Raw genomic sequence first — 23,844 nt, forward strand, 5'->3', positions numbered from 1 at the left:
GGCTATGATGGGCCACCTTTTTATCCTTACCAGGAGGTTCTCTGTGAAAGTCTCTCACGTTTCCTTGAGTTTGGCTGGCCTCGCTTTGGCTTCCAGTGTTCATGCAGCTCCTGAAATTGAAGTTGGTGCGGAATATCAAGTCAACGTTTTGAATACCAACGATGGCTTGAACGAAGAAGCCAAGCAGACCAAGACCACCAGCTTCAATTTGAAAGGTGCGAAAGTCATCTTCCGTGGAAAGCTTTCGGATCAGATTTCCTGGACTGTGCTTTACAAGGCCAAGGAAAGCGAACTTGAGCGCTACTATCTGACGAACCGCGTGACGGAGAACCTTGAAGTCACTATCGGCAAGCAAAAAATCAAGACCTACGGTCTGCACCGTAAATTGACCAGCGGCGTGACAACGCCTGTTACCGGCGCCTACCTCGACTGGAACCCACTGAAAGATAGAGTGGCCCTTGATATCACCTATAAGCTCGCCGGAGCGCTCTCGCTCCAGTTGGTCGATGACTACAGCAAGTGCTCGGATAAGACGACCTATACCAACAATCCTACGACCAACGCTGTGACCGCCAGCACATCCTCCAGCTGCACCAGCTGGAACAGTGGAAGTTCGGCCGGTATCGTGACCAATAGCAAAGAGACCCAGACGTCTCAGAAGCAGCCCGCTGTTGCACTGGAATGGTACGGTAACTTCGGTGAGTTTTCTCCGCTCCTGCAGTATGCGGTCTATGATCTGGGCAAGAGCAGCACAGCTTCCGCTGGTCTACGCTACAAAACTGAAAGCATGGACGCTTACTTCGACTACACCATGGATACGCGCAATAACAAAGGCCTGGATCCTGCGGACCCAAGCAACACCAAGTTTATTGAAGAGAAGAACACCTACACAGGGATGGTGGCCTATGCTGAATTCAAAGCTGGCAGCTACACACCCTTCGTTCATCTCTCCACACTGGCCACCGATCCTTACAGCGCTCCTGGCGCGACCGATGCGGCTGTTACAGCTCTGGAAGCCAATGCAGGCGGTAAGCTGGATAAAAATGAGATGACAGTTGCGGTTGGTACACACTTTGAGCAGTGGGGAGCATTCTACCGTCCGTTTGTGGATGTGACGCTTTCCCGCGGCGAATTTGTGGATCCCAGCGACGCCACCAAAAAAGAAGACCGTTCGAAAACCGACCTTGTCGCGGGTTTGATCGGCAAATTCTAAAAGAAATACAAAATTTCTGTTAAGCTGAAGCCCGTGACAACATCACGGGCTTTTTTACGTTAAGGAGACATCCAGGATGGAGCTGTGGCATTCCGTCGTTCTTGGGATCATTCAGGGTCTGGCAGAATTTCTTCCGATTTCGAGTTCGGGGCATTTGATTATCGTCTCGACCATGCTCCAAGGCCAGCCCTTGCCCATGAGCCTCGAAGTGGCCTTGCACGTCGGCACCATGGTGGCGCTCCTTATTTATTTCTGGCGCGACTGGCTGGATCTTCTACAGGGGTCACTGCAGACGGTGAAGGAAAAGAAACTGAACCCGCGGAGTCAGCTCCTGATCAATATCGTGGTCGGAACAATACCGGCTGCGGTGATCGGGCTCGCCTTCGAACATCAGATCGAACACTTCTTTACAGCCCATCCTTACCTCGTCTGCTTTCCGCTGGTGATCGTCGGAATTTTGCTCTGGTGGATTGATAGGAAGGCACCCGTTCACAGAAAGATGCTGGACTTCGGGCCGAAGCAGGGCTTTTTAGTCGGCGTCGCTCAGGCCTGCGCTCTGTTTCCGGGAACATCGCGCTCCGGTGCGACCATCATCGCCTCCCGGCTTTTGGGCCTGGATCGCAGCGATGCCGCCCGCTTTTCCTTTCTTCTGGGAACGCCCGCCATGGCTGGTGCGGCTGTTTTGAAGGCCGATGAAATCATCGCCAGTATTCACCTTCCCGAATTTTATGTGGGCATGATAGTGTCAGCGGTCACGGGCTGGCTGGTGATTGGCTTTTTGATGCGTTATCTGCGTACATATGGCTTTGGAGTCTTTGCCATTTATCGCATACTCCTGGCCCTCGTGAGCATCGGTATTCTGATGTCCCATTGAGGCATTGAAGGATGAAATCCTACTTACGACGTTCCCTCTTTACCAAGGCTGTGGCCCTTGGTTTTATCGTGATGATCCTGCTGGGCAATGCCTGGCTGGTTCTCTTCCTTACGGGCCAAAGCGGAGCTGCCTGGCTGACTTATTCCTTTGCGGCTTGCATGGGATGGACAATTTTGGCTGGTTTCGGTATGGGTTTAAGGATGATTCAGCACCAATTCCAGAAGGCACCTGATGACGACCCTGCAGTATGAGCTTGGAACCCTGCTCCTGGACGGCGCTCTCGGCGATATCGGTCAGGAATGGCCAGGCTTTCGCTTTGACAGTCGCACCAAACAGTGGCGGGCCCCGGGATTTTGTTATCGCGATGTGGTGCTGAAGGCGATCGAGGATAAAAAACCTCTCGTCGATCGCGCGCGTTCGTACCAGGCCCTGGAATTGAAACTGAAAGAGCCCATTATCCCACGGCCGCACCAGTCGGGTGCTCTGGCCGCATGGCAGCAGCAGGGTTCGCGCGGAGTCGTGGCCCTTCCCACGGGCGCGGGCAAAACCATACTCGCGGTGCTGGCGATGGTGGCCAAACAGCGGCCCACGCTGGTGGTTGTGCCCACGATTGATCTACTTCTGCAGTGGCAGAACGTTCTCAAGAAATTTTTTGGAACCGAGATAGGGGCACTGGGCGGCGGCTGGAAGGAAATCCGGCCGGTGACGGTCGCGACCTACGATTCAGCTTATTTGAGTATTGAAACCATCGGCAATCGCTTTGGTCTGATCATCTTTGACGAATGCCATCATCTGCCTTCCACTCAATATCAAATGATCGCAAGAGCTTCGATCGCTCCCTTCCGTCTTGGGCTTTCAGCTACCGTGGAGCGGGCTGATGGCAAAGAGGAGATGATCTATGAGCTGCTCGGGGATCTTTGCTATGAAGGGCAGATTCGCGAGATGGTGGAGACCGTGCTCGCGCCCTATGATGTCGTGAGCGTCGAAGTTCCACTGACGGCCGAGGAAAAAGACGCCTATCAGAAGGCGCGTGGCATCTACACAGCCTTTGTCAAAAATCATCGCATCAACTTCTCGGGGCCGGAAGGCTGGCAGGATTTTATTAAAAAGTCTGCGACTCTTCCCGGTGGCAAAGCCGCGATGGAAGCCTGGCGTGAACAAAAACGCCTGGCTCAGGCCGCAACGGGCAAGATGGATGAGCTGTGGAATATCCTCATGAAGCATCGCGGTGATCGCATCATCGTCTTCACGCAGGACAATGCCATGGCCTATCAGATCGGAAAGAATTTTGTTCTGCCCGTCCTTACGCATCAAACGCGGCCCAAGGAAAGAAAGCAGATGCTCGAATATTTCCGCCAGGGCCGCATTGATGTGCTGGTCACATCCAAGGTCCTGAATGAAGGCGTGGATGTTCCGGAAGCCAGCATCGGGGTTGTGATTTCAGGAAGCGGGGCCGTGCGTGAACACGTGCAGAGGCTGGGCCGTATCCTCCGGCATCAGGAAGGCAAGCGGGCCGTGCTCTATGAAGTGATTTCCAAGGATACCAATGAATTCTATGTGAACAAGCGGCGCAGGAACCATCATGCTTACCAAAGACCTTCTCAAGTATACAAGGCGTGAAAGCCGCGTCCATCCCAAGTATCTGAAGCCGACGGACAAGGATCTGATTCAGCTCGGAGATGAGCTGGCCGGACTTTATCGTGCGCATGTCGGGCAAAGCTGGAAGGAGCTGAACGATCAGCTGAAGGCGCATCCCGAGTCATCGGATGCCGTGTTCCAGGGCTTTGGCAAGCTGCTTGAGGACCGCTGCACTTTTGGTGAAGCCGATGAAGCCTTCGAAGGTCAGCGCTGGCAGTGGTTTGAATGGAGCCGTGCGCTGCGGGCGGAAGGCCTGCCCAGTCGTGCCGCTTTCGAAGAGGAAATGACCAAAAAAAGCGGGCGCAGCTTCGGGGTCATGCAGGATCAACTCTATGCCGACCTGCCGGAGTTTCGCAGTATCCAGACATTCGAAGAAATCTCGGGTGAGGCTCTGGTTCACCGTTACAACGCGGCCCAGATTCAGGGACTGCTTTTGCGGGCGCAGAAGATTCGTTTTTCCATATTTGAAAAAGACCTCGTTACCCGTCGACGATTGTTGCAGAAACTAAGATTCTGTCGACTCCTGGCCGAATTTGTTGAAAATCCAGAAGGTGCCTTGGTGCTGGAAATTTCCGGACCACTTTCGATGTTTGATCAGGTGCAAAGCTATGGCATGCGACTTTGCCAATTTTTTCCCTATGTTCTTCTGATGCCGAAATGGGAGTTGGAAGCCACGGTGAAGCTTGGTGAAAACTATTACGACCTCAAAATAGATAGTTCCAAGCCGATCCGCAGTCATTACCGTAGCTTTAGCGGGTATATTCCTGAGGAATTTCAGGCGTTTATGAAGGCTTTTAACGCTCTTCCTACGGCAGAACGAAAAGATTGGAAGGTGGAAGAAGGGCAGGAGCATCTGAATCTGGGTCAGCAGTGCTATAGTTTCCCTGACCTTACGCTGCGTCATGGAACGGGAGTTGTCAGACATCTCGAACTGTTCCATAAGTGGCATGAAGGGGAACTTCGCAAGCGCATTTCCGTTCTGAGTGAAGTCAAAGAAGCCCCACTGATGCTTGGCATCAGTCAGGATTTGGCGAAGGAATCAAGTGTGGAAGGACTGCTTGCGCGCGCCAAGGAAACTGGCATAAGTATTTTCACCTTTCGGCAGTTCCCGACGGTCAAGGCAATATTGACCTACCTGCCCAAGGTGAAAAGCGGGACCGCGGTGGTATAATGAAAGAGCCGCGATCCAATGCGGACGTGCAGACTTTAAAGAGGGCCGGACCCAGGCGAGCACGTGAAAGGAGTAAGCCCTTTGTCGACAATGGATACGCGATTCAAGGAAAAAGAGGCTGAGTTGATCAGTCTCAAAAAGAAAGTCAAAGCTCAGAAGGAACTCAGCGGTGGTGACACCGATCTGATGGAAGCTGAAGCGAATGGCTCCGACACCGTGCGCGTGGAAAAGAAGACGAAGACTCAGGAACTGATCGAAACCCTTGAGAAGGCGCGTGGCAAACGCCTTTTGATCTGTATCAAGGGCTACCCGGATCCTGATAACATCGCAACGTCTCTTGCCCTCGCTTACATGAGTTCCCAGTTCGACATCCAGTCCACCATCCTTCACTTCGAGCAAATCTCCCATCACGAGAATCGCGCGCTGGTGAAAAAGCTGGATCTGGATATTGAAGAGTACAACGATCAGTTCGATTACTCTTCTTACGATTACTATGCCGTGAACGACTCGCAGAATACCGAGCTGCCCATCAAGCTGCCGGAAACCTGTGAGCTGCTTGTGTTTGTGGATCACCACAGAAAGCTTGGAACCATCAAAGGCCACTTCCTCGATATTCGGGAAAATGTCGGTTCCACCTCGGCGATCTATGGTGAGTATCTCTGCGACCCGCGCTTCGGTTTCAAGGGCGACACGCTGGAAGAAGCGAAGATCGCCACGGCCCTGATGCACGGCGTGCGCACGGATACCGATAACTTTGTGAATGCAACGCCCGCGGATTACAAGGCCTCGGAATTTTTGTCCCGTTATGTGGACAAGGACCTCCTGGCTCTGATCTCGCGGCAGTCGATCCCTGCCAAGACCATGGACCTGACCCAGATCGCCCTGCAAAGGAAGGATATCCGCGGTACGTTCATGTTCTCGGGTGTGGGTTACGTGCGGGAAGAGGACCGTGATGGCATCGGCCAGTGCGCGGATTACCTTCTGAACCGCGAGGGTATTGATACGGTGGTTGTCTACGGCGTCGTCGGCGGTGAATTCGTCGATGGTTCCCTGCGCACCAAGTCGCATACCCTGGATCCCGACAAGTGGATCAAGGACGTCTTCGGCCAGGACCAGCATGGTGTTTACTATGGTGGCGGTCGCAAGGATAAGGGTGGTTTTCAGATTCCGCTCGGAGTCTTCGGCAAATGTTCTGACAAGGAACTTCTGTGGATTCTGATCAAGAAGACCATCGACGAACTGTTCTACAACAAGATCGGTGTCGATGACAGCGAGTCCAACAACGATTAAGAGCAGCGTTCAAAGATAACCAGACCCGAAGGCCCACAAGGCTTTCGGGTTTTGGTGTTTTTAGGGCTATGATTAAAGAGTTTCGGGTTTGGGTTCGGTTTTGAGCGAATCATGCACCCATTTCGAATAAGCGGGGTTCACCGCTTCAATTTTCCATTCGATAATGCAGGGGCAGCTGTAGCTATGAAGCTCCTCGATCCTTTGCATCACGCGGCCTCGATATTCCGGACTGGTTTTGACCAGGAGGATGCTTTCCTGGGTCTGCTCCAGCATGCCTTCCCACATGTAAAGGGAATCGGCGGCTGGGATGATGTTCGCGCAGGCGATAAGCTGCTCTTCAATCAGCTTATGACTGATGCTTTCGGCCTCGTCGCGATTGCCACAGGGGACGTAAAGTACGCTGATCATTGTCGGCTCCTTAGTTGGGAAGATCCATGATAATGGTCACCGGTCCGTCGTTCACTGCGCTGACTTCCATATGGGCCTGAAAAACTCCTGCTTCCACCCGAACGCCTTTACCTGCCGCGCATTCCAGGAACTGTTCATAAAGCGCACGCGCCTTGTCCGGTGGTGCCGCATCCTGAAAGTTCGGCCGTCGTCCTTTGCGACAATCACCGTAAAGAGTGAATTGACTGACAATCAAAAGGCTGCCGCCCACATCCAGCACCGACCGATCAAAGCGTCCCTCATCATTCGGAAAGATGCGAAGGTTCACGATCTTGTCGGCCATCAGCGGCACGAGCTCCGGCCCATCGCTGTGATGCAGGCCTAGATACACCAGAAGGCCAGCCTCGATACTGCCTACAACTTTGTCTTCAACTTTGACATCAGCGCGGCTGACTCTTTGAATCACGGCTCTCATGCGATATGGTTATTTTCCTCGGGAAAAAGCTTTTTTCTTGGGGCCCTATCGGCTACTGTCAGCACGTTGCCCACCTTAAACGCAGGGAGTTGGTCGTGTCAAAAGCAAAGCGTAAAGTTCTCGTCGTCGTGATGGATGGTGTGGGTGTACGGGCCAGCTCCTACGGCAATGCTGTGAAGCTCGCTCATACACCGCAGCTCCGTCAGTTGGAAAAAACCGGGCTTTATCGAACACTGAAGGCCCACGGCACCTATGTGGGATTGCCCAGTGATTCTGACATTGGCAACAGCGAAGTTGGTCACAATGCCTTGGGTGCCGGTCGGGTTTTCGATCAAGGCGCCAAGCTCGTGCAAAACGCCATTGATGATGGCAGCTTATTTCGCGGCGAAACCTGGCAGGACCTTGTGCGGTCGGTGAAGAGCCAGGAGTCCACGCTGCATCTGATCGGTCTTCTTTCGGATGGCAATGTGCATTCGCATGATGGTCATCTGCATGCGCTCCTGCGTCAGGCGAAGAAGGCCGGCCTGAAACGCGTGCGGGTTCATGCGTTGATTGATGGAAGAGATGTCGGGGAAAAGACCGCCGAGATTTATGTCGAGCGGCTGGAAAAGGTCATGAGCGAGCTGCAAAGCTCGGACTTTGATGTGAAAGTCGCGTCGGGCGGCGGCCGCATGACAACGACCATGGATCGCTATGAAGCCGACTGGTCGATGGTGGAGCGGGGATGGAAGGCCCATGTTTTGGGTGAAGCTCCCAATCGATTCCCCAGTCTGCGTTCTGCCATTATAGGTTTCCGTCAGGATCCCAAGCTGATTGATCAGTATTTGCCGCCTTTTGTGATCGTCGAAAATGAAAAACCCGTTGGAACCATTGAAGATGGTGATGGCGTCGTGCTCTTCAATTTCCGTGGGGATCGGGCAATCGAGATCTGCCGCGCATTCAATGAAGAGGATTTCAAGGTCTTCGATCGCGTGCGGTGGCCCAAGGTTTTCTTCGCCGGCATGATGGAATACGACGGTGACCTTCATATTCCGGCGCGTTACCTCGTCTCGCCTCCGGCCATTGATGATACTCTGACGGAACACCTTGTCAAACAAGGGCTTCGGCAGTTCGCCTGTTCCGAAACGCAGAAGTATGGGCACGTGACTTATTTCTGGAACGGCAATAAATCGGGTCTTTTCGATGAAAAATTGGAAGACTACGTGGAAATTCCAAGCGATGTGATTCAGTTCGATCTGAAGCCTTGGATGAAGTGCTATGAAATTACCGAGGCCACCATTGCCCGCATGCGGAGTGGCAGCTTTGATTTCGCCAGGATCAACTATCCGAACGGGGATATGGTGGGGCATACCGGCAATCTGGAGGCGACCATTACCTCGATGTCGGCGCTGGACCTCTGCATTGGACGCCTCGTGCAGGCGGCCAAGGAGACCGATACGGTTCTGATCATCACCGCCGATCATGGCAACGCCGATGAGATGTTTGATACCAACCAGGAAGGGCCAGCCGATTGGCTGGATCTGCCGTTCAGCTGGCGTCCAAAGCCCAAGACCTCGCATACCCTGAATCCGGTTCCCTTTTACCTCTATGATCCCCGCGGACCGAATGGCTATCGCCTTGTGCCCGGAATCGATAAGGCCAGTATTGCCAACATCGCAGCGACTGTGATTACAGTGTTGGGTGTGCCGAAGAAGGATAATTATCTGCCTTCGCTGGTGGAACTGATCTGAACTGGATTTTTATGACGCATGATGACAAGGCCTGGGAAAAAGAACTGGAAGAGCGCGCCGCGGCAGCGGGTCAGATTTTTTCTGACTTTGTGAAGACCGTGGCCATGCTGCGGCACCCTGTTCGCGGCTGTCCCTGGGATCTGGAGCAGGATCATAAGAGCCTCCGACGCTTTATGCTGGAGGAGGCTTATGAGGCGGCTGAAGCCATGTTCGGGACGGATGAGGCGCATCTGATCGAAGAGCTGGGTGATGTTCTTTTGCAGGTCGTTCTGAATGCGCAGCTGGCCCATGATCATGGCAAGGGTGACATCCGGGATGTTGCGGCAGCGATCAACAGCAAGATGATCCGCCGGCATCCGCATGTCTTTGGTGATCTGGCGGGGCAGGGGATAGACCGGGCCGAGATCAAGAGCAACTGGGAAAAGATCAAGGCCAAGGAAAAGGCGGCTGCTCTGCATAAGGTCGGTTACTTTGCAGATTGTGTCAAAGTGATACCGGCTCTCACGCAGGCCTATAAAATAGGCAAAAGGGCTCATACCATCCATTTCGATTGGGATACCCCGGCTGATGTTTTGAAGCAGTGCCAGGCCGAACTCACGGAACTTGAAAATGAAGTGGCCGGGGCGGATCGGGATCGGCTCTATGACGAGCTGGGCGACGTCTTCTTTAGCCTCGCGCAGCTCAGTCGGCATCTGGGTGTCGATCCCGAGGTCGCGGCTCAGCAGGGCAATGCGAAGTTTCTAAGACGATTTGCGGCGATGGAGGATATCTGCGCCGTAAGAGGACAGGACGTCACGAAGTTATCAAGGGATGAATTGGAAGTCCTGTGGAAGGAAGCCAAGTCCCAGGAAGGCTAAGAGCCCCAAGACGCACAAAAAGCCCGGTATCCTGCGATCCGGGCTTTTGTATGTTCCGCAAGCGGATCAGCCTCAATTAGGCCTGAACCTTGGTCCGCACGAAAGCTGTCAAACGAGCAACTTTACGGGAAGCGGTGTTGCGGTGAATCAGACCGCGCGAAGCCGCTTTGTGCAGAAGAGATTGAGCTTGCTCAAGCAGGCCAGCCACGTCAGCAGTTTGACCTTTTTCAATCGCATTACGGACTTTTTTAACAGCGGTGCGAACGCTGGAAATATAAGCTTGGTTTTGGCTTCTTTTCTTAGCGTTAACAAGGATACGCTTTTTTGCGGATTTATGCTGTGCCACTGTGTCGTTCCTCTTTCCTCTTCGATTTCAGAGAGTATGTCGAATAACAAGCCGGACGCCATTCGTCAAGCTTTATACTTCGTCGTAACCGGCATTCAAGCCGCTCGCGTCGCGGAGTGCGGTCGCCTGTTTTCGGGCTTCCTGATCCACGCGTTCATTATCTTCATGGCCGTTATGGCCCCTTACCCACACCCATTTGACTCGATGACGCTTGACCTGGCGTTCCAGTTCCTCCCAGAGGTCCTGGTTCTTGACCGGTTTGTTGCCGGCTGTCTTCCAGCCATTGGCCTTCCAATTGGCGAGCCAGCCCTTGTCAAAGCCATCGAGCACGTAGCGGCTATCGGCCAGCAGAGTGACTTCACAGCTTTCTTTCAGGGCCTCGAGTCCCTTGATAACCGCCATCAGTTCCATGCGGTTATTGGTGGTGCCAGCTTCGGATCCGGAGACCATCTTCTCATGCTGACCAAACCTCAAGAGCGCCGCCCATCCTCCCGGTCCGGGATTCTCAAGGCAGGCCCCATCGGTGATCACAGTCACTCGTTTCAAGCTGTCCCCTTGAAAACAAAGAGCGCTCCTTTACGGGAACGCTCGCTGTCATGGCTTGTGCGTTTAAGGCACTGGTAAGCCTTATTTCGAAGCTTTAGCAGCTTCAATCTTACGCTTGATGCGCGCCTTCAGTTTCCGGCGAGCTTTGTGGCGTCTGACTTTAGGAGTTCTACGATTATCACCGCGACCCATGGTATTATTCCTTACTTCAGTTTGATGCCGTTTTTACGAGCGAACACATCCAGACCGACTTTGTCGATAGTACGGATGGTGGACGTTGCCACTTTCAAGGTCACGAACTTGTTCAGTTCAGTCGACCAGAAACGTTTGGTCTGAAGGTTCGGCAGGAAGCGGTGTTTCGACTTGATGTTCGAGTGCGAAACGCGGTGGCCTACCTGAACGCCTTTGCCTGTGAGTTCACAGCGACGAGACATTATTCTTCTCCTGCGTCACGAGGTGGACGTTTATCATCATCCGAACGAGGACCACGTGGGCCGCCGCGGCTGGAAGTGCCCATGGCTGATGTTGCAATAGCCGACATCTCGGTTGCAAAGTTGCGCTCCTGGCGGTGGCCAAGGCTGTAAGGCAACAGAGCGAGGTAACGTGCGCGTTTCACAGCGTTACAGATAGCGCGTTGTTGCTTGGCAGTTGCGCCGGAAATCCGACGAGGAATGATCTTGCCGCGATCAGTGATGAAACGGCGCAGTACGTCGGGATTTTTGTAATCGATGATGATGCTAGGATCCAACGTCCGTTTCCGACGGAACATCAGACGTCTTTTCTTTCTCGAGTTAGCCATGCAGCCTCCGAATTATCCAGTGTACTCTTCGCCTGGGAAGAGAACTTTTAAATCATCGCAACACTCTTCCTGTCTGCGTTTGGGACGAGGGAAGAAGGCACGTAAAAACCACCTTGGTGGGTCTTCACCCTAAAGGGTGTTGAAAATTAACCTAAGCGCAAGCTATACGCAAGTAAATAGATTTCCGAACCCAGCGTGGTGAGAAGGATCCCGGTGCAACACTTTCATCTCGACATATCAATGCCGGTGGCCCTGGATCAGAGTTTTACTTACCTTGCCACCGAGAAGATTCCAAGCGGTTGTCGCGTGACCGTCCCTTTTGGCGAGCGGAATCGTCAGACCGTGGGTGTCGTTCTTGGCCTCAGCCAAAAAGCGCCTGATCCAGCTTATCGAATGAAGTCCATTTTGGCGAGACTCGACGAGGTTCCGATCTATAGCCCAGTCCTGCTCGATTTGGCGCGTTGGATGAGTTCTTACTATATGCACCCGCTGGGTGAAGTTTTGCGCACGATGCTGCCGGCCTCACGGGTGAAGAAGAAAACGTCCAAGGTTATTTTGACTGAGTCGGGAAAACTCCTGTGGAAGGATCAGACCGATCCGCGCGGAGCCCTGTTTCGCATGATCTGGAAGAAGGCCTCGGGCAGCTGCTCCCTTAAGGTATTTAAAGAGCGCATGGAGGAGGCGATCGCGGCCGGTCTTCCCAAAGTTACTTTGGCGCGGCTGCAGAAAGAGGGTCTCGTCCTTAAGGAAGAAAAGACCGAAACCAAAGCCCGTGGCAAAGCGGCACCTCAAATCGAATTGGAGAGCGAAGCGCCTCTCCTCGCGACTGATGCGCAGAACCTGACCGCAGAACAAAAAGGCGTTTTTGAGCGGCTGGTCCTTGAGGGCATTACGCAGACTCAATCCAAGCCATTTTTGCTGCACGGCGTCACAGGCGCGGGCAAGACCGAAGTTTATTTGCATCTGATTGCGCGGGTTCTGGAGCAGGATCCCAAGAATCAGATCCTTGTGATGGTGCCTGAAATCGCCCTGACCCCGCAGATGACCCGAATTTTTACTGCGCGTTTCCCCGGGCAGGTTTCAGTTGTTCATTCCGCCATGGCCGATACCGAGCGCTGGTCGCAGATGGAAGCCATTCGCAGCGGGGAAAGGCAGATCCTCATCGGACCACGTTCTGCAGTTTTCGCTGCCTTTGTGCAGCTGAAACTTCTGATCGTCGATGAAGAGCATGATAGCAGCTATAAGCAGACGACAGGTCTAACCTACAATGGACGCGATGTTGCCGTGATGCGTGGCTACCTCGAAAAAGCCACGGTTCTGCTCGGCAGTGCCACGCCATCACTCGAATCCTATGCCAATGCCCAGCAGGGAAAATACCAACTCCTGGAATTGCCGAATCGCGTGCATGGCCGTGGACTCCCTGATGTGCAGCTGATTGAGGCTGATATCCATCAGGCCTTCGCCCGAAAATTGACGCCGCGGGGACAGGTTCAGCGCCTGACGGAATTGCCGATTGATCCGCGGATCGTGGAAGCTTTGCGCGAGAATCATGCGCGCGGCATGCAGTCGATGGTGATCGTCAACCGCCGGGGCTTTGCTTACTTCCTTTTCTCGATGCGGGAAAGGAAGGCTGTGAGCTGCCCGCAGTGCAGCATTTCCATGACGGTCCACAAAAATTCAAGCATCCTGCGCTGCCATTACTGTGATTTTTCACAGAGGGTCGATGATGTCGTCCCCGTTGACGAACGTGATGCCTATGTAATGGTGGGCTACGGTAGCGAGCAAATGGAGCTTTATCTGCGCGAAGCCTTGCCTGGAGCCCGTATTCAGCGCGTGGATTCGGATACGACGAGCAACCGGGAAGCGCTTCCGACCATGCTCACCGATTTTCGTGAGGGCCGCATCGATGTCCTTGTGGGAACGCAGATGCTGGCCAAAGGTCATGATTTTGCGCGCGTGACTCTGATTTGCATTTTGGAAGTGGACCAGGTGCTGAATCTTCCCGATTTCCGCGCCGGTGAGAGGGCCTTTCAACTCATGGTCCAGGCCTCGGGTCGTGCGGGACGCGGGGAACATAGTGGTTGTGTGATGGTCCAAACCCAAAAACCGGATCATCCGATTCTGCAGGCGGGCCTTCAGCATAACTTCCAGGCTTTCTGGCTCGATCAGGAACCTTTCCGCCGCCAACATGGTTATCCACCTTTTGGGCGAATGATCCTGTTTGAATACTCCGGTACCCGTAAAGATCAGCTGGATGATCTTGTGCGATCCATCGACCGCTGGGTCAGCGAGAGTTTGAAACGTTCGGCCGCCTCCCTTCAGGCTCTGCAGGTATTAGGGCCGGCTGTTCCACCGATCGAGATGATTCGTGGCCGGCTCAGACGCACGCTGCTCCTGGTCAGTGCGGATCGGAAGATTCTTGCCTGGTTCGCTCAGCAGCTCCGAACAGCCTTTGCTGAGCTGAAAGGCGACCTCAGGCTCAGGATTGATGTGGATCCACAAAGCCTTATGTGAAAAGCGATTTGCATTTGCCCATCCCACGACTATAAAATACAGGGTATTCGCATCACCCGATGCCTGAGTACAAACCTTTTCGCCAGCACGAAGGAGCTAGCATGAATATGAGCGGAATGGACCTTGAGCAGTTGGCAGGTCAGGCAAGTGAAACCAAGTTGCTGGAAAAGCGCATTATCTTCGTCTCGGAAGCCATCAACTCCACGGTGGCCAAGCGCGTGGTCAGCCAACTTCTGGCGCTGGATGCTCAGGAATCCAACCAGCCTATCTACATGTATTTGAATAGTCCTGGCGGGGAAGTGAATAGTGGCTTTGCAATTTATGACACGATGCGTTTTCTGAGTTCGGAAGTGCGCGTGGTTTGCACGGGCCTTACCGCCAGTATTGCAACGGTCATGCTGCTGGGTGCTCCCAAGAAGCATCGTTACAGCATGCCCAACACTCGCTTCCTGATTCACCAGCCACTCATTGGTGGAAATATCCAGGGTCAGGCCTCTGATTTGGAAATTACGGCAAAAGAGATCATCAAGACACGGTCAAAAATTAACCAGATGCTCGCCAAAGAATGCGGCCAACCCCTTGAAAAGGTTGAAGAAGATACGACTCGTGACTACTGGATGAATGCGCAGGAAGCGTTAGAATACGGTTTGATTACAAAAATCGTTGGCAACCTGAAAGAGATTGTGTAAAAGGATTTTCTCCATCTCCATAGAGAGAAAACGCGAAGGTGGTGGAATTGGTAGACACGCTAGTCTCAGAAGCTAGTGCCTAACGGTGTGGGGGTTCAAGTCCCCCCCTTCGCACCAAAGATTCTCAGGATCCCGAGACAATCCACTTCGAGTTTAGTTTGGTATACCGATACCTGCAGCGCCGGTTGACCTCTCTCGTCATTGCTACTTTATGTACCTTTGCCTTGGGAATCGTATCGGCGCTTACGTTTGCGCTCGTGGGACCTGCGTGGCAGGTCCTGACCCAACCTAAAAGCGATGCGATCATTACCATGGATCAGCTGTTCAATGAGCGGCTGGGTTCCATGGTTTCTTACGTTCTGGGTCGCGATGGTTTTCCCGCGCAGGAACTTTGGGCCGTTCTTCCCCTGCTGATTGCCGGCGCCGCCGCCGTGCGGGCCCTTCTGACTTTCATTCAATGGTTTCTGTGGGAACGCAGCAGTGAACTGGTCGCTCGTGAAATGCGCCAGGACCTTGTGGAAACCTTCATGGACCTGCACCCGGAAGCCCGACGCGATTCCATGTCCAGCATTGATGCCGAGCTGGCGGCGAACATCGGAACTGATATCCGCATGGTCCGCGAGTACCTCGTGCATTTTTTCGGGGGCTTTCCCCGTGAACTGGTGCAGTGCCTCCTTTATCTTGTGACCCTTTTTATGCTGGAACCCAGGCTGGCGGCTTTTTTCCTTTTGGGCCTTGGTCCGGCCGGGCTTTTGCTGTCAAAGCTCGGCAAGAAACTGCGCAAGCGCTCGCAGAAGGTCCTGAGTAATGTCAGCCAGCTTTCCGAATGGCTCCAGCAGCGTTTGTCCGGTCTGGAAACGATCAAGCAGTTCCGCACGGAAACGAGCGAAGTCGTCCATATGGAGCAGCTCTCCAAATCCCTCTTTAGAAATTTTGTTCAGGCGGCCCGGGTGAAAGCCAGGACCTCGCCCCTCCTCGAAGTTGTGGCCGTCGGCGCCATGATGGTGGTGATGGGCTATGGCATCAAGGCCATTGATCGCGGGGACCTCAACAGCAGCATTCTGATGTCCTTTTTTTCCCTGCTTGGGATTCTTTTGCAGTCGGCTTCCAAACTCGGCCGTTATTTCAATAGCAATAAGGAAGGCGAGGCCGCTTTGCATCGCCTCGAACATACCATGAAGTCGATGAAGGCCGGGGCGAGCCCGACCTGGCAGACCCGCTTTGCAGGTGATTCCACAGATCCTTTGACCCTCAATAGTCTCAGCTATAGATACCCTGGCACAGCCGAGCCGGCTCTGGCTGATCTCTCCTTTGCCTTTAAACGCGGGCGTATCTATGCGATCGCGGGACCGTCCGGTTCCGGGAAAAGCACCCTACTGAAACTGATCCTTGGTCTTTGGCGTGCTCCGCAGGGTGCACTGCTCTATGGAGTAAAAGGCCCCGAGGACATCGGCTATCTGCCGCAAACCATCCAGCTGATGCCGGCCTCCATTGCCGCGAATATTACCTATCCCGATAAAAATGTAGATGAAGCCCGACTGAAACAGGCCCTTCAGGAAGTGCGCATGCTCGATTTTGTCGCGCAGCTGCCGCAGGGCTGGAATTCTGAAGTCGGTGATGGAGCGCTGACAGTATCCGGCGGCCAGGCGCAAAGGCTCCAGCTTGCGCGACTTTTCTATCACCGCTTTCCGCTGATCATCATCGACGAGGGAACATCGGCCCTGGATCCTGAAACGGAAGCTTTGATCTTTTCCGTTCTTAAGGCCATGGTGCAAAACGGATCGACCATTCTGATGGTCGCCCATCGTCTTTCCGCGCTGAAAATCGCTGATGAGCTGATCGTTCTGCGGCGCGGTCGCCTTCATTATCAAGGTCCGCCGCAAACCGTTCTGCAGGGTGAAGAATGGCGCGAACTTTTTGATGGTGAGACTTAAAAATAAAAAAGGCTCGATGACAAACATCGAGCCTTCTTTTTAGCGGGAAAAAGGAATTAACCTTTCAGCTCTTTCAGAGCCTTGGTCATCGCAGGCATCACCTGGAACAGGTCACCGACGATACCGTAGTTGGCGATCTTGAAGATCGGCGCTTCGGGATCGGTGTTGACGGCCACGATCACTTTCGAGGAACGCATACCAGCCATGTGCTGGATCGAACCGCTGATACCGGCTGCGATATAAAGAGTTGGGTTCACAGTTTTACCTGTCTGACCAACCTGCATATCGTGAGCGGCGTAACCAGCATCCACAGCGGCGCGCGAGGCACCAACCGTTGCACCGATCACATCAGCTGTTTCCTGCAGAATCTTGAAGGCATCAGCCGAACCCAGGGCGCGACCGCCCGAGACGATCATCGTCGCTTCGGTCAAGTCCACCTTGTTGCTCTTGCCGGCGCGGATTTCAACAGTCTGAAGAGCGGCAGCAGGTGCAGCCACATCCAGCTTGCTGACAGTCGCAGCGCCGTCACCGCTGGTCTCGCCTTTGAAGACGTTCGGACGCAGCGTGACGAATTGCAGTTCGGTGTTCTGCAGAGTCAGCTCAGCAAACACTTTACCGGAATACATGGGCTTGAGACCCGAGATGAAATCACCGTTGGCTTTGATTTCAATCAGGTCCGTCGCGATACCGGCATCAAAGCGGGCCGCGAGACGGGGGAAGAGATCGCGACCCATGGGGCTCGCAATACCCAGCACCAGTTTCGGGGCGAAGGTTTTGATCGCCTGCTCGGTCGCGGCCGCATAAGCCATGACGTTGTACTTGTCAAAAGCCGCGCCGTTCACAACGTAAACGGTGTCAGCGCCGTAGTTCTTCAATTCGCCAGCCAGACCTTCGACGCTGCCGCCGACGACCAGAGCCGCGACCTTGGAAGCCGAACCAGCCAGTTTACGCGCCGCAGCGAGGGCTTCGAAGGCGCTCTTTTTCAGTTTATTGTCACGTTGTTCAACGAAAACCAAAATTTTCATGTGGCCTCTCCTTACAGCACTTTCGCTTCTTCGCGCAGCAATTTGACAACTTTAGCGACCATGGCATCCACGGGCTCGCCCTTGAAGACCTGACCAGCTGCCTTTTGTGGTGGGTATTGATAGGATTTGATCGCAACCTTCACCTTGCCTTGCAGCTGGGCGTTATCCAGACCGAAGTCAGCAGGTTTTTTCACGTCGAAGGGCTTTTTCTTGGCTTTCATGATGCCAGGAAGTGCCGCATAGCGTGGTGTGTTCAGAGACTTGTTCGCGCCGATCACAGCGGGCAGTGGGAATTTGTAGACTTCCACCAGTCCGCCTTCCGCTTCGCGTTCCGCGGTGGCGTTCTTGCCGTCGAGAGTCAGCTTGTTCACGACGTTGACATGAGGCCAGCTGAGGAGTTCAGCGACCATGGGGCCGACGTGCATGTTATCGTCGTCGATAGCTTGCTTGCCGACGAGAACCAAATCAGGATTCTCTTTCTTCACAGCGGCGGCCAAAACTTTTGCGACCGTCAGAGAATCAGCGTCCTGCAGACCTTCATTGCTGATAAGAAGGCCGCGGTCACCACCCATCGCCAGACCCTTGATGATCAATTCACGAATGCTTTCGTCACCGAAGCTGGCGATAACCACTTCCGTTCCGGCATTCTTTTCCTTGATTTGGATCGCTTCTTCGATGGCGTATTCATCATATGGGTTGATGATGAATTTCACATCGTTGTTGTCGATGGCAGCGTTATTGCTGGTGAGCTGAATCTTGGTCTCGGTATCAGGTGTCTTTTTCAGAAAAACCAAAATTTTCATAGAAAAACCTCGATCTGCCTAATCTTCTAGGGTTTGTCGAAAAAATGACTGTAGCAGGCAGTCCTGGCCTTGGCAACTGCTCGTCCAGGGGTCCTGCAGATTGCATGCTTTAAGACCTTACGCCAGTGTCCGCATCGCCGCAGCCGTTCCAGAGCCGAGCGCATGGCTGTAGCCCAGATTATGTAAGCCCATTTCAAAGGCGGAAATCGCGCTGATGAGGTCGAGATGATCGACCAGACCCAGATGGGCTATGCGAATTATTTTGCCTTTTAATTGATCCTGACCACCGGCGAAAATCGCTCCGTATTTTTCACGACAGATTTTCACAAGGGCGGAACCATCCATGGAATCCGGCAGGCGCACAGCCGTCAGCGCCTGAGACGGATGACTTTGAGCCAGCAAAGGCAGCCCTATCGCCTCAGCAGCATTGCGGCAGGCTTTCGCCATTCGTGCGTGATACTCATCGCAGCCTTTCGGCCCGACCGCGCTCAGAGCCTCCAGTGCAGGCTTCAAAGAAAGAATCAACGTCGTCGCAGGCGTCCAGGCCGTTTCGCCTTTGTCCTGTCCGGATTTTTCCTTGGCCAGATCAAAGTAAAATTTCGGACGTTTGGAAATCCGCGTCCAGGCGCGCTTGGATAGACTCACGAAACTGAGTCCGGGAGGAATTCCAAAGCCCTTTTGACTGCCGGCTACGACTGCATCCAAGCTCCAGTTATCCATCTCGATAAGTTGAGCTACTAATGAAGAAACAGCATCGACCACAATGAAGGCATCCGAGACCGAGCGGATCGCGGCGGCCAGTTCCTTCACAGGATAGGCTACGCCCGTCGATGTTTCATTCGCTTGAAGGAAAACCGCTTTGCAGTCGGGATTGTCTTTCAGATGTTTTTTCAGAACGTCAGCGTCGGGCGCCGTGCCCCAGGGAATGGTGTAGCTGACGACTTTGCATTGATAGGCCTGGCCTAATTTTTCCCAGCGTTCACCGAACTTGCCGCCGTTGATCACCAGGATTTTATCGCCAACATCCGTGAGGTTGACGAGAGCCGATTCCAGGGCGCCGGTTCCGGAACTGCTTAGAATCAAGGGGGCATCAGCACTGCCGAAGAAGGGCTGCAGCATGCGCCGACATTCCAGGACGATCTGCCGAAAGGCATCCGTGCGGTGATAGACATTGGTCTCTAGGGCAGCCGTGCTGATTTCCAAAGGGACCGGGGTAGGCCCCGGGCAAAACAGCCTTGGTTTGACAAAAGGGTTTTCGCGCATGGAGTCCTCACAACGTGGGTTGGATGCTCCACCGTTATACGCATGAAATTTGGGCTCGTCCTGCCTTTTTCAAACAGTGAGGAAGGCGTTTACAACATTCCCGTCATGATCGCAGGGACGGGTACGGCGATCGTGCGTCCCGGCTTCAAGCGCTGGGGCTGCAGATCGGGATTCATCTGGATCAGGTCTTTGACGCTGATGCGGTAGCGTTTGGCAATATTATCGAGAGTTTCACCCTTTTGAATCCTGTGCATCTGAACATCCTGCACGGTCAGCTGCTGAAGATCGGACTGGATCGTGGCGAACTGATCGGCCAGGGGTTTCGGCAGACGCAGCTGATAAGCGACCGGCTGCAGACGGCGGGGTGGTGGGGTGATGCCCCGCATGATTTCGGGATTCCAACGCTGCAGAGCGCGCGCGGGAATTTCCAGCTTTTCGGCGATTTCCGTCAGACTGTAGGGATGATCCAGAGTGATGGTCGTCATCGGTGTCGTGTTGCGAATGTCCTGAGCTACATCAAAGCCATAGTTTTCCGGGTGACTGGCAATGATGAGAGCAGCGAGGAGCTTGGGCACATAGTTTTTGGTTTCAGGCAAAAGATAGGGTGATTTGCTGAGCGTCCAGTAGTCGCGACTTTGCGTTGCCTGCATCGCCCGCATGACCTTGCCAGGACCTGCGTTGTATGCGGCCACGGCGAGATACCAATCCCGCAGCTGCTTATGCAGATCTTTGAGATAGCGTGCGGCAGCGATCGTGGATTTCAAGGGATCGCGGCGTTCATCGACCCAGTAATTGATCTGCAGTCCATAGTGTTTCGCGGTCGGCTTCATGAACTGCCAGGTTCCTGACGCTGCCGAGCGACTGAAGGCGGTGTTGCTGAATCCTGACTCAATCATCGCCAGGAAAAAGAGTTCCTGCGGTAAACCCTCTTTTTCCAGCATGGGAACGACCAGCGGGCGGAACGATTCACTGCGCACCATCCACTGCAAAAACTCCATGCGGCCGCGACCTGTGAAATATTGAATCCACGCATACACGCGCGGCGTCGCTTCCACCGGCATCCCGCCGAAGAAGAGCGGCAGATGCTGATTCAGCTTTTTATAAGCTTCCAGGTTGGCTTCCTGCTTCAGGCGGCGGGCGTTTTTATCTTTTTTTGAAGGCTCATAACTAAATTGATCGAGATAGCTTTCTTTTATATAAAGACTGTATATATCATCCTGACAAAAGCGCCTGGAATAGGAAGCATCGTCATCATCCGCAAGCGCGGACGCATCCGCAGAGCTTTCTGCAGTTTGTGCGGTCCCCTGAAGAACGGCTGTGTCTGGAGTTTTTTCCGGATCCTGTGCTGTCTGACATGCTGCCGCGAGACAGCAGACAAGGTAAACTGGTAAATAGCGGATCTTCATGCAGCAGTCCCCTCCCGGCATGCCATGCTTCTCGACAGGAGGCGGGAGGGACTTGAGCTTTTAGGCGAATCAGAGCGCGATGCCGTCCGCTTTCTTCTTCAACTCATCCGCTTTCGCCTTGAGTTCGCTCGATGACATGGATTTGAAATAAATATTCGCATCGCTTTGTTCGTCTTTTGATTTGGTCTTGGACATTTCTTCAAAGGCCACAGCCGCTTTGCTGTAAGCTTTCTTGCTGAGATCCTTGAATTGTGGGTACTGCTCGGCCAGCTGCAGATAACGATACGCACAGGCGTGATAAATTTCCTGTTTGCAGTAGAATTTGGCGATAAATTCGGAGTGCTCGGCCACGCGGCGACGGCCTTGCTGCAGAAGCTCCTGAGCTTTGCTGAGCTGGGAACTTTGCGGATAATTCTTCACGAGTTTTTCCCATTCCGTGATCGCTTTGATGGTATAGTCCTGTTCACGGTCGATGGAATCCGGGGCCTCGGCCCAATAGGATTCACCAACGCGAAACTGGGCAAAATCTGCCTTCTCATGTCGCGGGTGCAAACGAACAAACTGTTCATAGGCGCTGGCCGCTTCACTGAAATGGCCCAATTGATAGTGGGCATCGGCAACCATTAATTCCGCCTCGGGGGCGTGCTTGGAATACGGAAAACGTGACTTGAACTCACCAAGCTTTTGGATGGCGATTTCATACATCTCATCATCATACGATTCACGCGCGCGCACAAAAGCAGCGGCAGGGTCGTTCGGATCCACATCTTTTTCGACGCAAGCTGTGGAGAAGAGCGCGGAAATAATCAATAGCTGAAGAATGTTGCAGATTTTTTTGCTTAATCGCATGCCTGGCCCTTCAAGTGCTTGAACTTTTACCGATAAACTAACATAAGGTCAGAGAAGCTGGGTCAACCCTGGGCTAACTGATGAATAGTTTTAGGTGTTGTATTCAGTATTTGACAAGCTTTTTAGGGGCCATGGCCACGAACAGTTGATAAGGGCCGGACATGAATAGGGAAAGCCAAAAAGAGGGACTGTTCTTCGGCCTGCCACGCCAGGGCTGGTTCTGGCTGGTCGTGACGGTCGTCTTCTCTGCACTTATCCATTTGATTTCATTGGTGAATTTGGACAAATTACCCAAACGATCCTCCATGCCTCTTCCGCGCACCAAGAGCGGTCCTTCGAAAGTAACGGTAAAAATCACGCAAAAGCCGAAGCTGACGGAAAAAGTCGAAGACGAGAAGGATCAGGAGAACCAGAAGAAAATCGTCGAAACGCCCATGGCCCCCACCGAGGCGCCCAAGAATTCGCGTTTCGATGGCGCTCAGGATCACAAGACGGAAAAGGAAACGCGTGTTTCCAATAATCTTCCCCGCCCCAAAGCCGCCGATCCCGGTGCAGCCGGGTCCGACACAAAAACCGCGAAAGAGCAGGCCAGGACTGCGCCGCAGACTCAGGCCCAACCTTTGCAACAGCAGAAGATGACAGTGACGCCGGAGCGTCTTGCGCCGAAGAAGAAAACGGAACTGCTTTTATCACCGAACGGCAGCGTAAGCGTGGCAAAACCCGATCGCAAGCCACGCAACGTTTACGAATCGTTGATGCCGCAGGCCGAAGAAATGCGCAAGCAGGTGGCGGCGGGCTATCAGGATTATGTTGATGACAATGTTGAAGTTGGTGAGCGCGTTGATCTGAATACGAGCAACTTCCGTTATCTGGCTTATTTCACCTCGATTCGCAAAGCATTTGAATTGGTGTGGACCTATCCTTCAGAAGCTGTCCAGCGCGGACTACAGGGTGAAGTCAAAGTTGAGTTCACTATTCTGAAAGACGGAACGGTCGCGCGGGTGAAAGTGCTCGATGGATCGGGACACCGTATTCTGGATGATGCAGTGGTGGAGGCAATTCGCCTGGCTGCTCCCTTTACACCACTCCCCGTGGGCATGAAGAAGGAGAGGCTGACAGTTGTTGGCTCATTCCGCTATGTTCTCACCAACTATGCAGGCGCCATGTAAGAGGTTGTCAAAATTTTGACACTGGGGCTTTTTCTGATTCCGTGTAAGACATCATAATGCTTAGGAATGATTGATCTATACGGAAATTTCAGAATCCCTGAAACCTGGAACGCGCCTTGCTTTAAGGACTAGTGAAGATGGGGGATGATCTCACGAAATGCTGTGACGTTCCCGTTGTACTCCTGCTGTTACGTGTTCCCATACCCTTGCGAGATACCCCTGGAGTTCATTTGCCCATCTTGTTTTTTCAACTGCCCTGATCTTGGCCCCCACTCATCTCCTGTGATACAACTGATCCTTAGCGATCAGGGAATTTTCGACGACATTTATAACCGAATTGGACTGACGGGAATTCTCTCGATCGGGGCAGACCAGTGAACCAAAGGGGGTAACTATGGATCTTAATGCCAGGAAATCAAAAGTTGTCCGGCACAAGGAAGTGAAAGTGTCCCAGGAGGATGGGATGACGGCGGTTCCTACGGGACCGGCGGTTGCTGTGGATACCAGCCTTTTGGAAATGCTGCGAAGTATTCAGGAAGCCAGTGGTAACCAGAGTTTTTCTGATTTGCTATCCACGAATGTGCAAAAACTCGGCTACGATTTGCGATTAGCGCAGCATTTGGTTTTGCAAGGCGACCAAAGAGGGCTTGATCAATGCGCACAAGCCCTGACCCAGAACGCGCTGAAGATCGGCGCCGTTCGCATGCTGACCGGAGCCATTGAAATGCAGGCCTTGGCCCGCATCGGTGATTTCGCAGGCGTGGCGCAACTGGTCACTGGATTGGAAGAGGAACTCCGGACTGTTGAAAAACAGCTGGTGTGATCGTTTTCCAGGAGCAATTTCCAGTGCCTGCCGATGCTGAGTC

Annotated in this window: 23 protein-coding genes, 1 tRNA gene and 1 pseudogene; 14 read left to right on the top strand and 11 right to left on the bottom strand. The window is 53.4% G+C overall.

The features are described 5' to 3' along the window. Positions 1-43: 43 nt before the first annotated feature. From VFO10_RS19975 to VFO10_RS20000, 6 genes are all read left to right on the top strand, one after another. Positions 44-1,213, top strand: a complete 1,170-nt coding sequence (locus VFO10_RS19975; protein ID WP_325143468.1) for a hypothetical protein — start codon at positions 44-46, stop codon at positions 1,211-1,213. Positions 1,214-1,289: 76 nt separating this feature from the next. After that, entirely contained in the window at positions 1,290-2,087 is a 798-nt protein-coding gene (gene uppP, locus VFO10_RS19980; protein WP_325143470.1) for an undecaprenyl-diphosphatase UppP, read from the top strand. A gap of 11 nt (positions 2,088-2,098) precedes the next feature. After that, a complete protein-coding gene (locus VFO10_RS19985) occupies positions 2,099-2,338 on the top strand; it encodes a hypothetical protein (protein WP_325143472.1) in 240 nt (79 codons plus the stop codon). Beyond that, positions 2,319-3,707 carry a DEAD/DEAH box helicase family protein gene (locus VFO10_RS19990; RefSeq protein ID WP_325143474.1) on the top strand — a complete coding sequence of 463 codons (1,389 nt, stop codon included), beginning with the start codon at positions 2,319-2,321 and terminating at the stop codon, positions 3,705-3,707. Before VFO10_RS19985 ends, VFO10_RS19990 begins: the two co-directional genes overlap by 20 nt. Further along, positions 3,670-4,896 (top strand): DUF790 family protein, encoded by a 1,227-nt coding sequence (locus VFO10_RS19995; protein WP_325143476.1) that lies wholly within the window; start codon positions 3,670-3,672, stop codon positions 4,894-4,896. Before VFO10_RS19990 ends, VFO10_RS19995 begins: the two co-directional genes overlap by 38 nt. Positions 4,897-4,977: 81 nt before the next feature. Beyond that, a complete protein-coding gene (locus tag VFO10_RS20000) occupies positions 4,978-6,186 on the top strand; it encodes a hypothetical protein (RefSeq protein ID WP_325143478.1) in 1,209 nt (402 codons plus the stop codon). A gap of 72 nt (positions 6,187-6,258) precedes the next feature. On the opposite strand, the gene cutA is transcribed toward VFO10_RS20000, so the two are convergent. Next, positions 6,259-6,594 carry a divalent-cation tolerance protein CutA gene (cutA, locus tag VFO10_RS20005; protein ID WP_325143480.1) on the bottom strand — a complete coding sequence of 112 codons (336 nt, stop codon included), beginning with the start codon at positions 6,592-6,594 and terminating at the stop codon, positions 6,259-6,261. A 10-nt stretch (positions 6,595-6,604) separates the two neighbouring features. Then, on the bottom strand, positions 6,605-7,048 hold the full coding sequence (gene dtd / locus VFO10_RS20010) for a D-aminoacyl-tRNA deacylase (RefSeq protein WP_325143483.1): 444 nt from the start codon (positions 7,046-7,048) through the stop codon (positions 6,605-6,607). 95 nt (positions 7,049-7,143) lie between these two features. Between dtd and gpmI the strand changes: the two genes are divergently transcribed. Continuing rightward, positions 7,144-8,778, top strand: coding sequence for a 2,3-bisphosphoglycerate-independent phosphoglycerate mutase (gpmI, locus tag VFO10_RS20015; protein ID WP_325143486.1), 1,635 nt, complete (start codon positions 7,144-7,146; stop codon positions 8,776-8,778). Positions 8,779-8,789: 11 nt separating this feature from the next. Then, positions 8,790-9,635 (top strand): nucleoside triphosphate pyrophosphohydrolase, encoded by an 846-nt coding sequence (mazG, locus tag VFO10_RS20020; RefSeq protein ID WP_325143488.1) that lies wholly within the window; start codon positions 8,790-8,792, stop codon positions 9,633-9,635. Between the two features lie 76 nt (positions 9,636-9,711). On the opposite strand, the gene rpsT is transcribed toward mazG, so the two are convergent. The 4 genes and pseudogenes from rpsT to rpsR form a co-directional block, all read right to left on the bottom strand. Further along, entirely contained in the window at positions 9,712-9,981 is a 270-nt protein-coding gene (gene rpsT, locus VFO10_RS20025) for a 30S ribosomal protein S20 (RefSeq protein ID WP_325143490.1), read from the bottom strand. Between the two features lie 72 nt (positions 9,982-10,053). Beyond that, positions 10,054-10,527, bottom strand: a complete 474-nt coding sequence (rnhA, locus tag VFO10_RS20030; RefSeq protein WP_349259377.1) for a ribonuclease HI — start codon at positions 10,525-10,527, stop codon at positions 10,054-10,056. Between the two features lie 203 nt (positions 10,528-10,730). Further along, a complete protein-coding gene (gene rpmB / locus VFO10_RS20035; RefSeq protein WP_325143492.1) occupies positions 10,731-10,961 on the bottom strand; it encodes a 50S ribosomal protein L28 in 231 nt (76 codons plus the stop codon). A 146-nt stretch (positions 10,962-11,107) separates the two neighbouring features. Next, positions 11,108-11,299: pseudogene (gene rpsR, locus VFO10_RS31325) on the bottom strand (30S ribosomal protein S18); the annotation flags it as partial. Between the two features lie 240 nt (positions 11,300-11,539). Between rpsR and priA the strand changes: the two are divergent. The 4 genes from priA to VFO10_RS20060 all read left to right on the top strand — a co-directional run bounded on the left by priA (position 11,540) and on the right by VFO10_RS20060 (position 16,463). Then, positions 11,540-13,840: a replication restart helicase PriA gene (gene priA, locus VFO10_RS20045; RefSeq protein ID WP_325143496.1), complete on the top strand. Its 2,301-nt coding sequence runs from the start codon at positions 11,540-11,542 to the stop codon at positions 13,838-13,840. A 101-nt stretch (positions 13,841-13,941) separates the two neighbouring features. Beyond that, positions 13,942-14,529 carry an ATP-dependent Clp protease proteolytic subunit gene (locus VFO10_RS20050; protein ID WP_325143498.1) on the top strand — a complete coding sequence of 196 codons (588 nt, stop codon included), beginning with the start codon at positions 13,942-13,944 and terminating at the stop codon, positions 14,527-14,529. Positions 14,530-14,561: 32 nt separating this feature from the next. Next, positions 14,562-14,646: transfer RNA gene (locus VFO10_RS20055), tRNA-Leu, on the top strand. A 41-nt stretch (positions 14,647-14,687) separates the two neighbouring features. Next, on the top strand, positions 14,688-16,463 hold the full coding sequence (locus VFO10_RS20060) for an ABC transporter ATP-binding protein (RefSeq protein WP_325143500.1): 1,776 nt from the start codon (positions 14,688-14,690) through the stop codon (positions 16,461-16,463). Between the two features lie 56 nt (positions 16,464-16,519). Here VFO10_RS20060 and VFO10_RS20065 read toward each other — a convergent pair whose 3' ends face one another. From VFO10_RS20065 to VFO10_RS20085, 5 genes are all read right to left on the bottom strand, one after another. Next, positions 16,520-17,488, bottom strand: coding sequence for an electron transfer flavoprotein subunit alpha/FixB family protein (locus VFO10_RS20065; protein WP_325143502.1), 969 nt, complete (start codon positions 17,486-17,488; stop codon positions 16,520-16,522). 11 nt (positions 17,489-17,499) lie between these two features. Next, on the bottom strand, positions 17,500-18,291 hold the full coding sequence (locus VFO10_RS20070) for an electron transfer flavoprotein subunit beta/FixA family protein (protein WP_325143505.1): 792 nt from the start codon (positions 18,289-18,291) through the stop codon (positions 17,500-17,502). A 117-nt stretch (positions 18,292-18,408) separates the two neighbouring features. After that, entirely contained in the window at positions 18,409-19,554 is a 1,146-nt protein-coding gene (locus VFO10_RS20075; protein WP_325143507.1) for an alanine--glyoxylate aminotransferase family protein, read from the bottom strand. Positions 19,555-19,643: 89 nt separating this feature from the next. After that, positions 19,644-20,960 (bottom strand): lytic transglycosylase domain-containing protein, encoded by a 1,317-nt coding sequence (locus VFO10_RS20080; protein WP_325143509.1) that lies wholly within the window; start codon positions 20,958-20,960, stop codon positions 19,644-19,646. A 69-nt stretch (positions 20,961-21,029) separates the two neighbouring features. Further along, positions 21,030-21,809, bottom strand: coding sequence for an outer membrane protein assembly factor BamD (locus VFO10_RS20085; RefSeq protein WP_325143513.1), 780 nt, complete (start codon positions 21,807-21,809; stop codon positions 21,030-21,032). Between the two features lie 161 nt (positions 21,810-21,970). On the opposite strand from VFO10_RS20085, the gene VFO10_RS20090 reads away from it, so the two are divergent. Both VFO10_RS20090 and VFO10_RS20095 read left to right on the top strand, forming a co-directional pair. Beyond that, positions 21,971-22,978, top strand: coding sequence for an energy transducer TonB (locus VFO10_RS20090; RefSeq protein ID WP_325143515.1), 1,008 nt, complete (start codon positions 21,971-21,973; stop codon positions 22,976-22,978). Between the two features lie 463 nt (positions 22,979-23,441). Beyond that, positions 23,442-23,801, top strand: coding sequence for a hypothetical protein (locus VFO10_RS20095; protein WP_325143517.1), 360 nt, complete (start codon positions 23,442-23,444; stop codon positions 23,799-23,801). Positions 23,802-23,844: the final 43 nt, after the last annotated feature.

The sequence above is a fragment of the Oligoflexus sp. genome, from assembly GCF_035712445.1.
In the GTDB taxonomy this organism is placed as follows: domain Bacteria; phylum Bdellovibrionota_B; class Oligoflexia; order Oligoflexales; family Oligoflexaceae; genus Oligoflexus.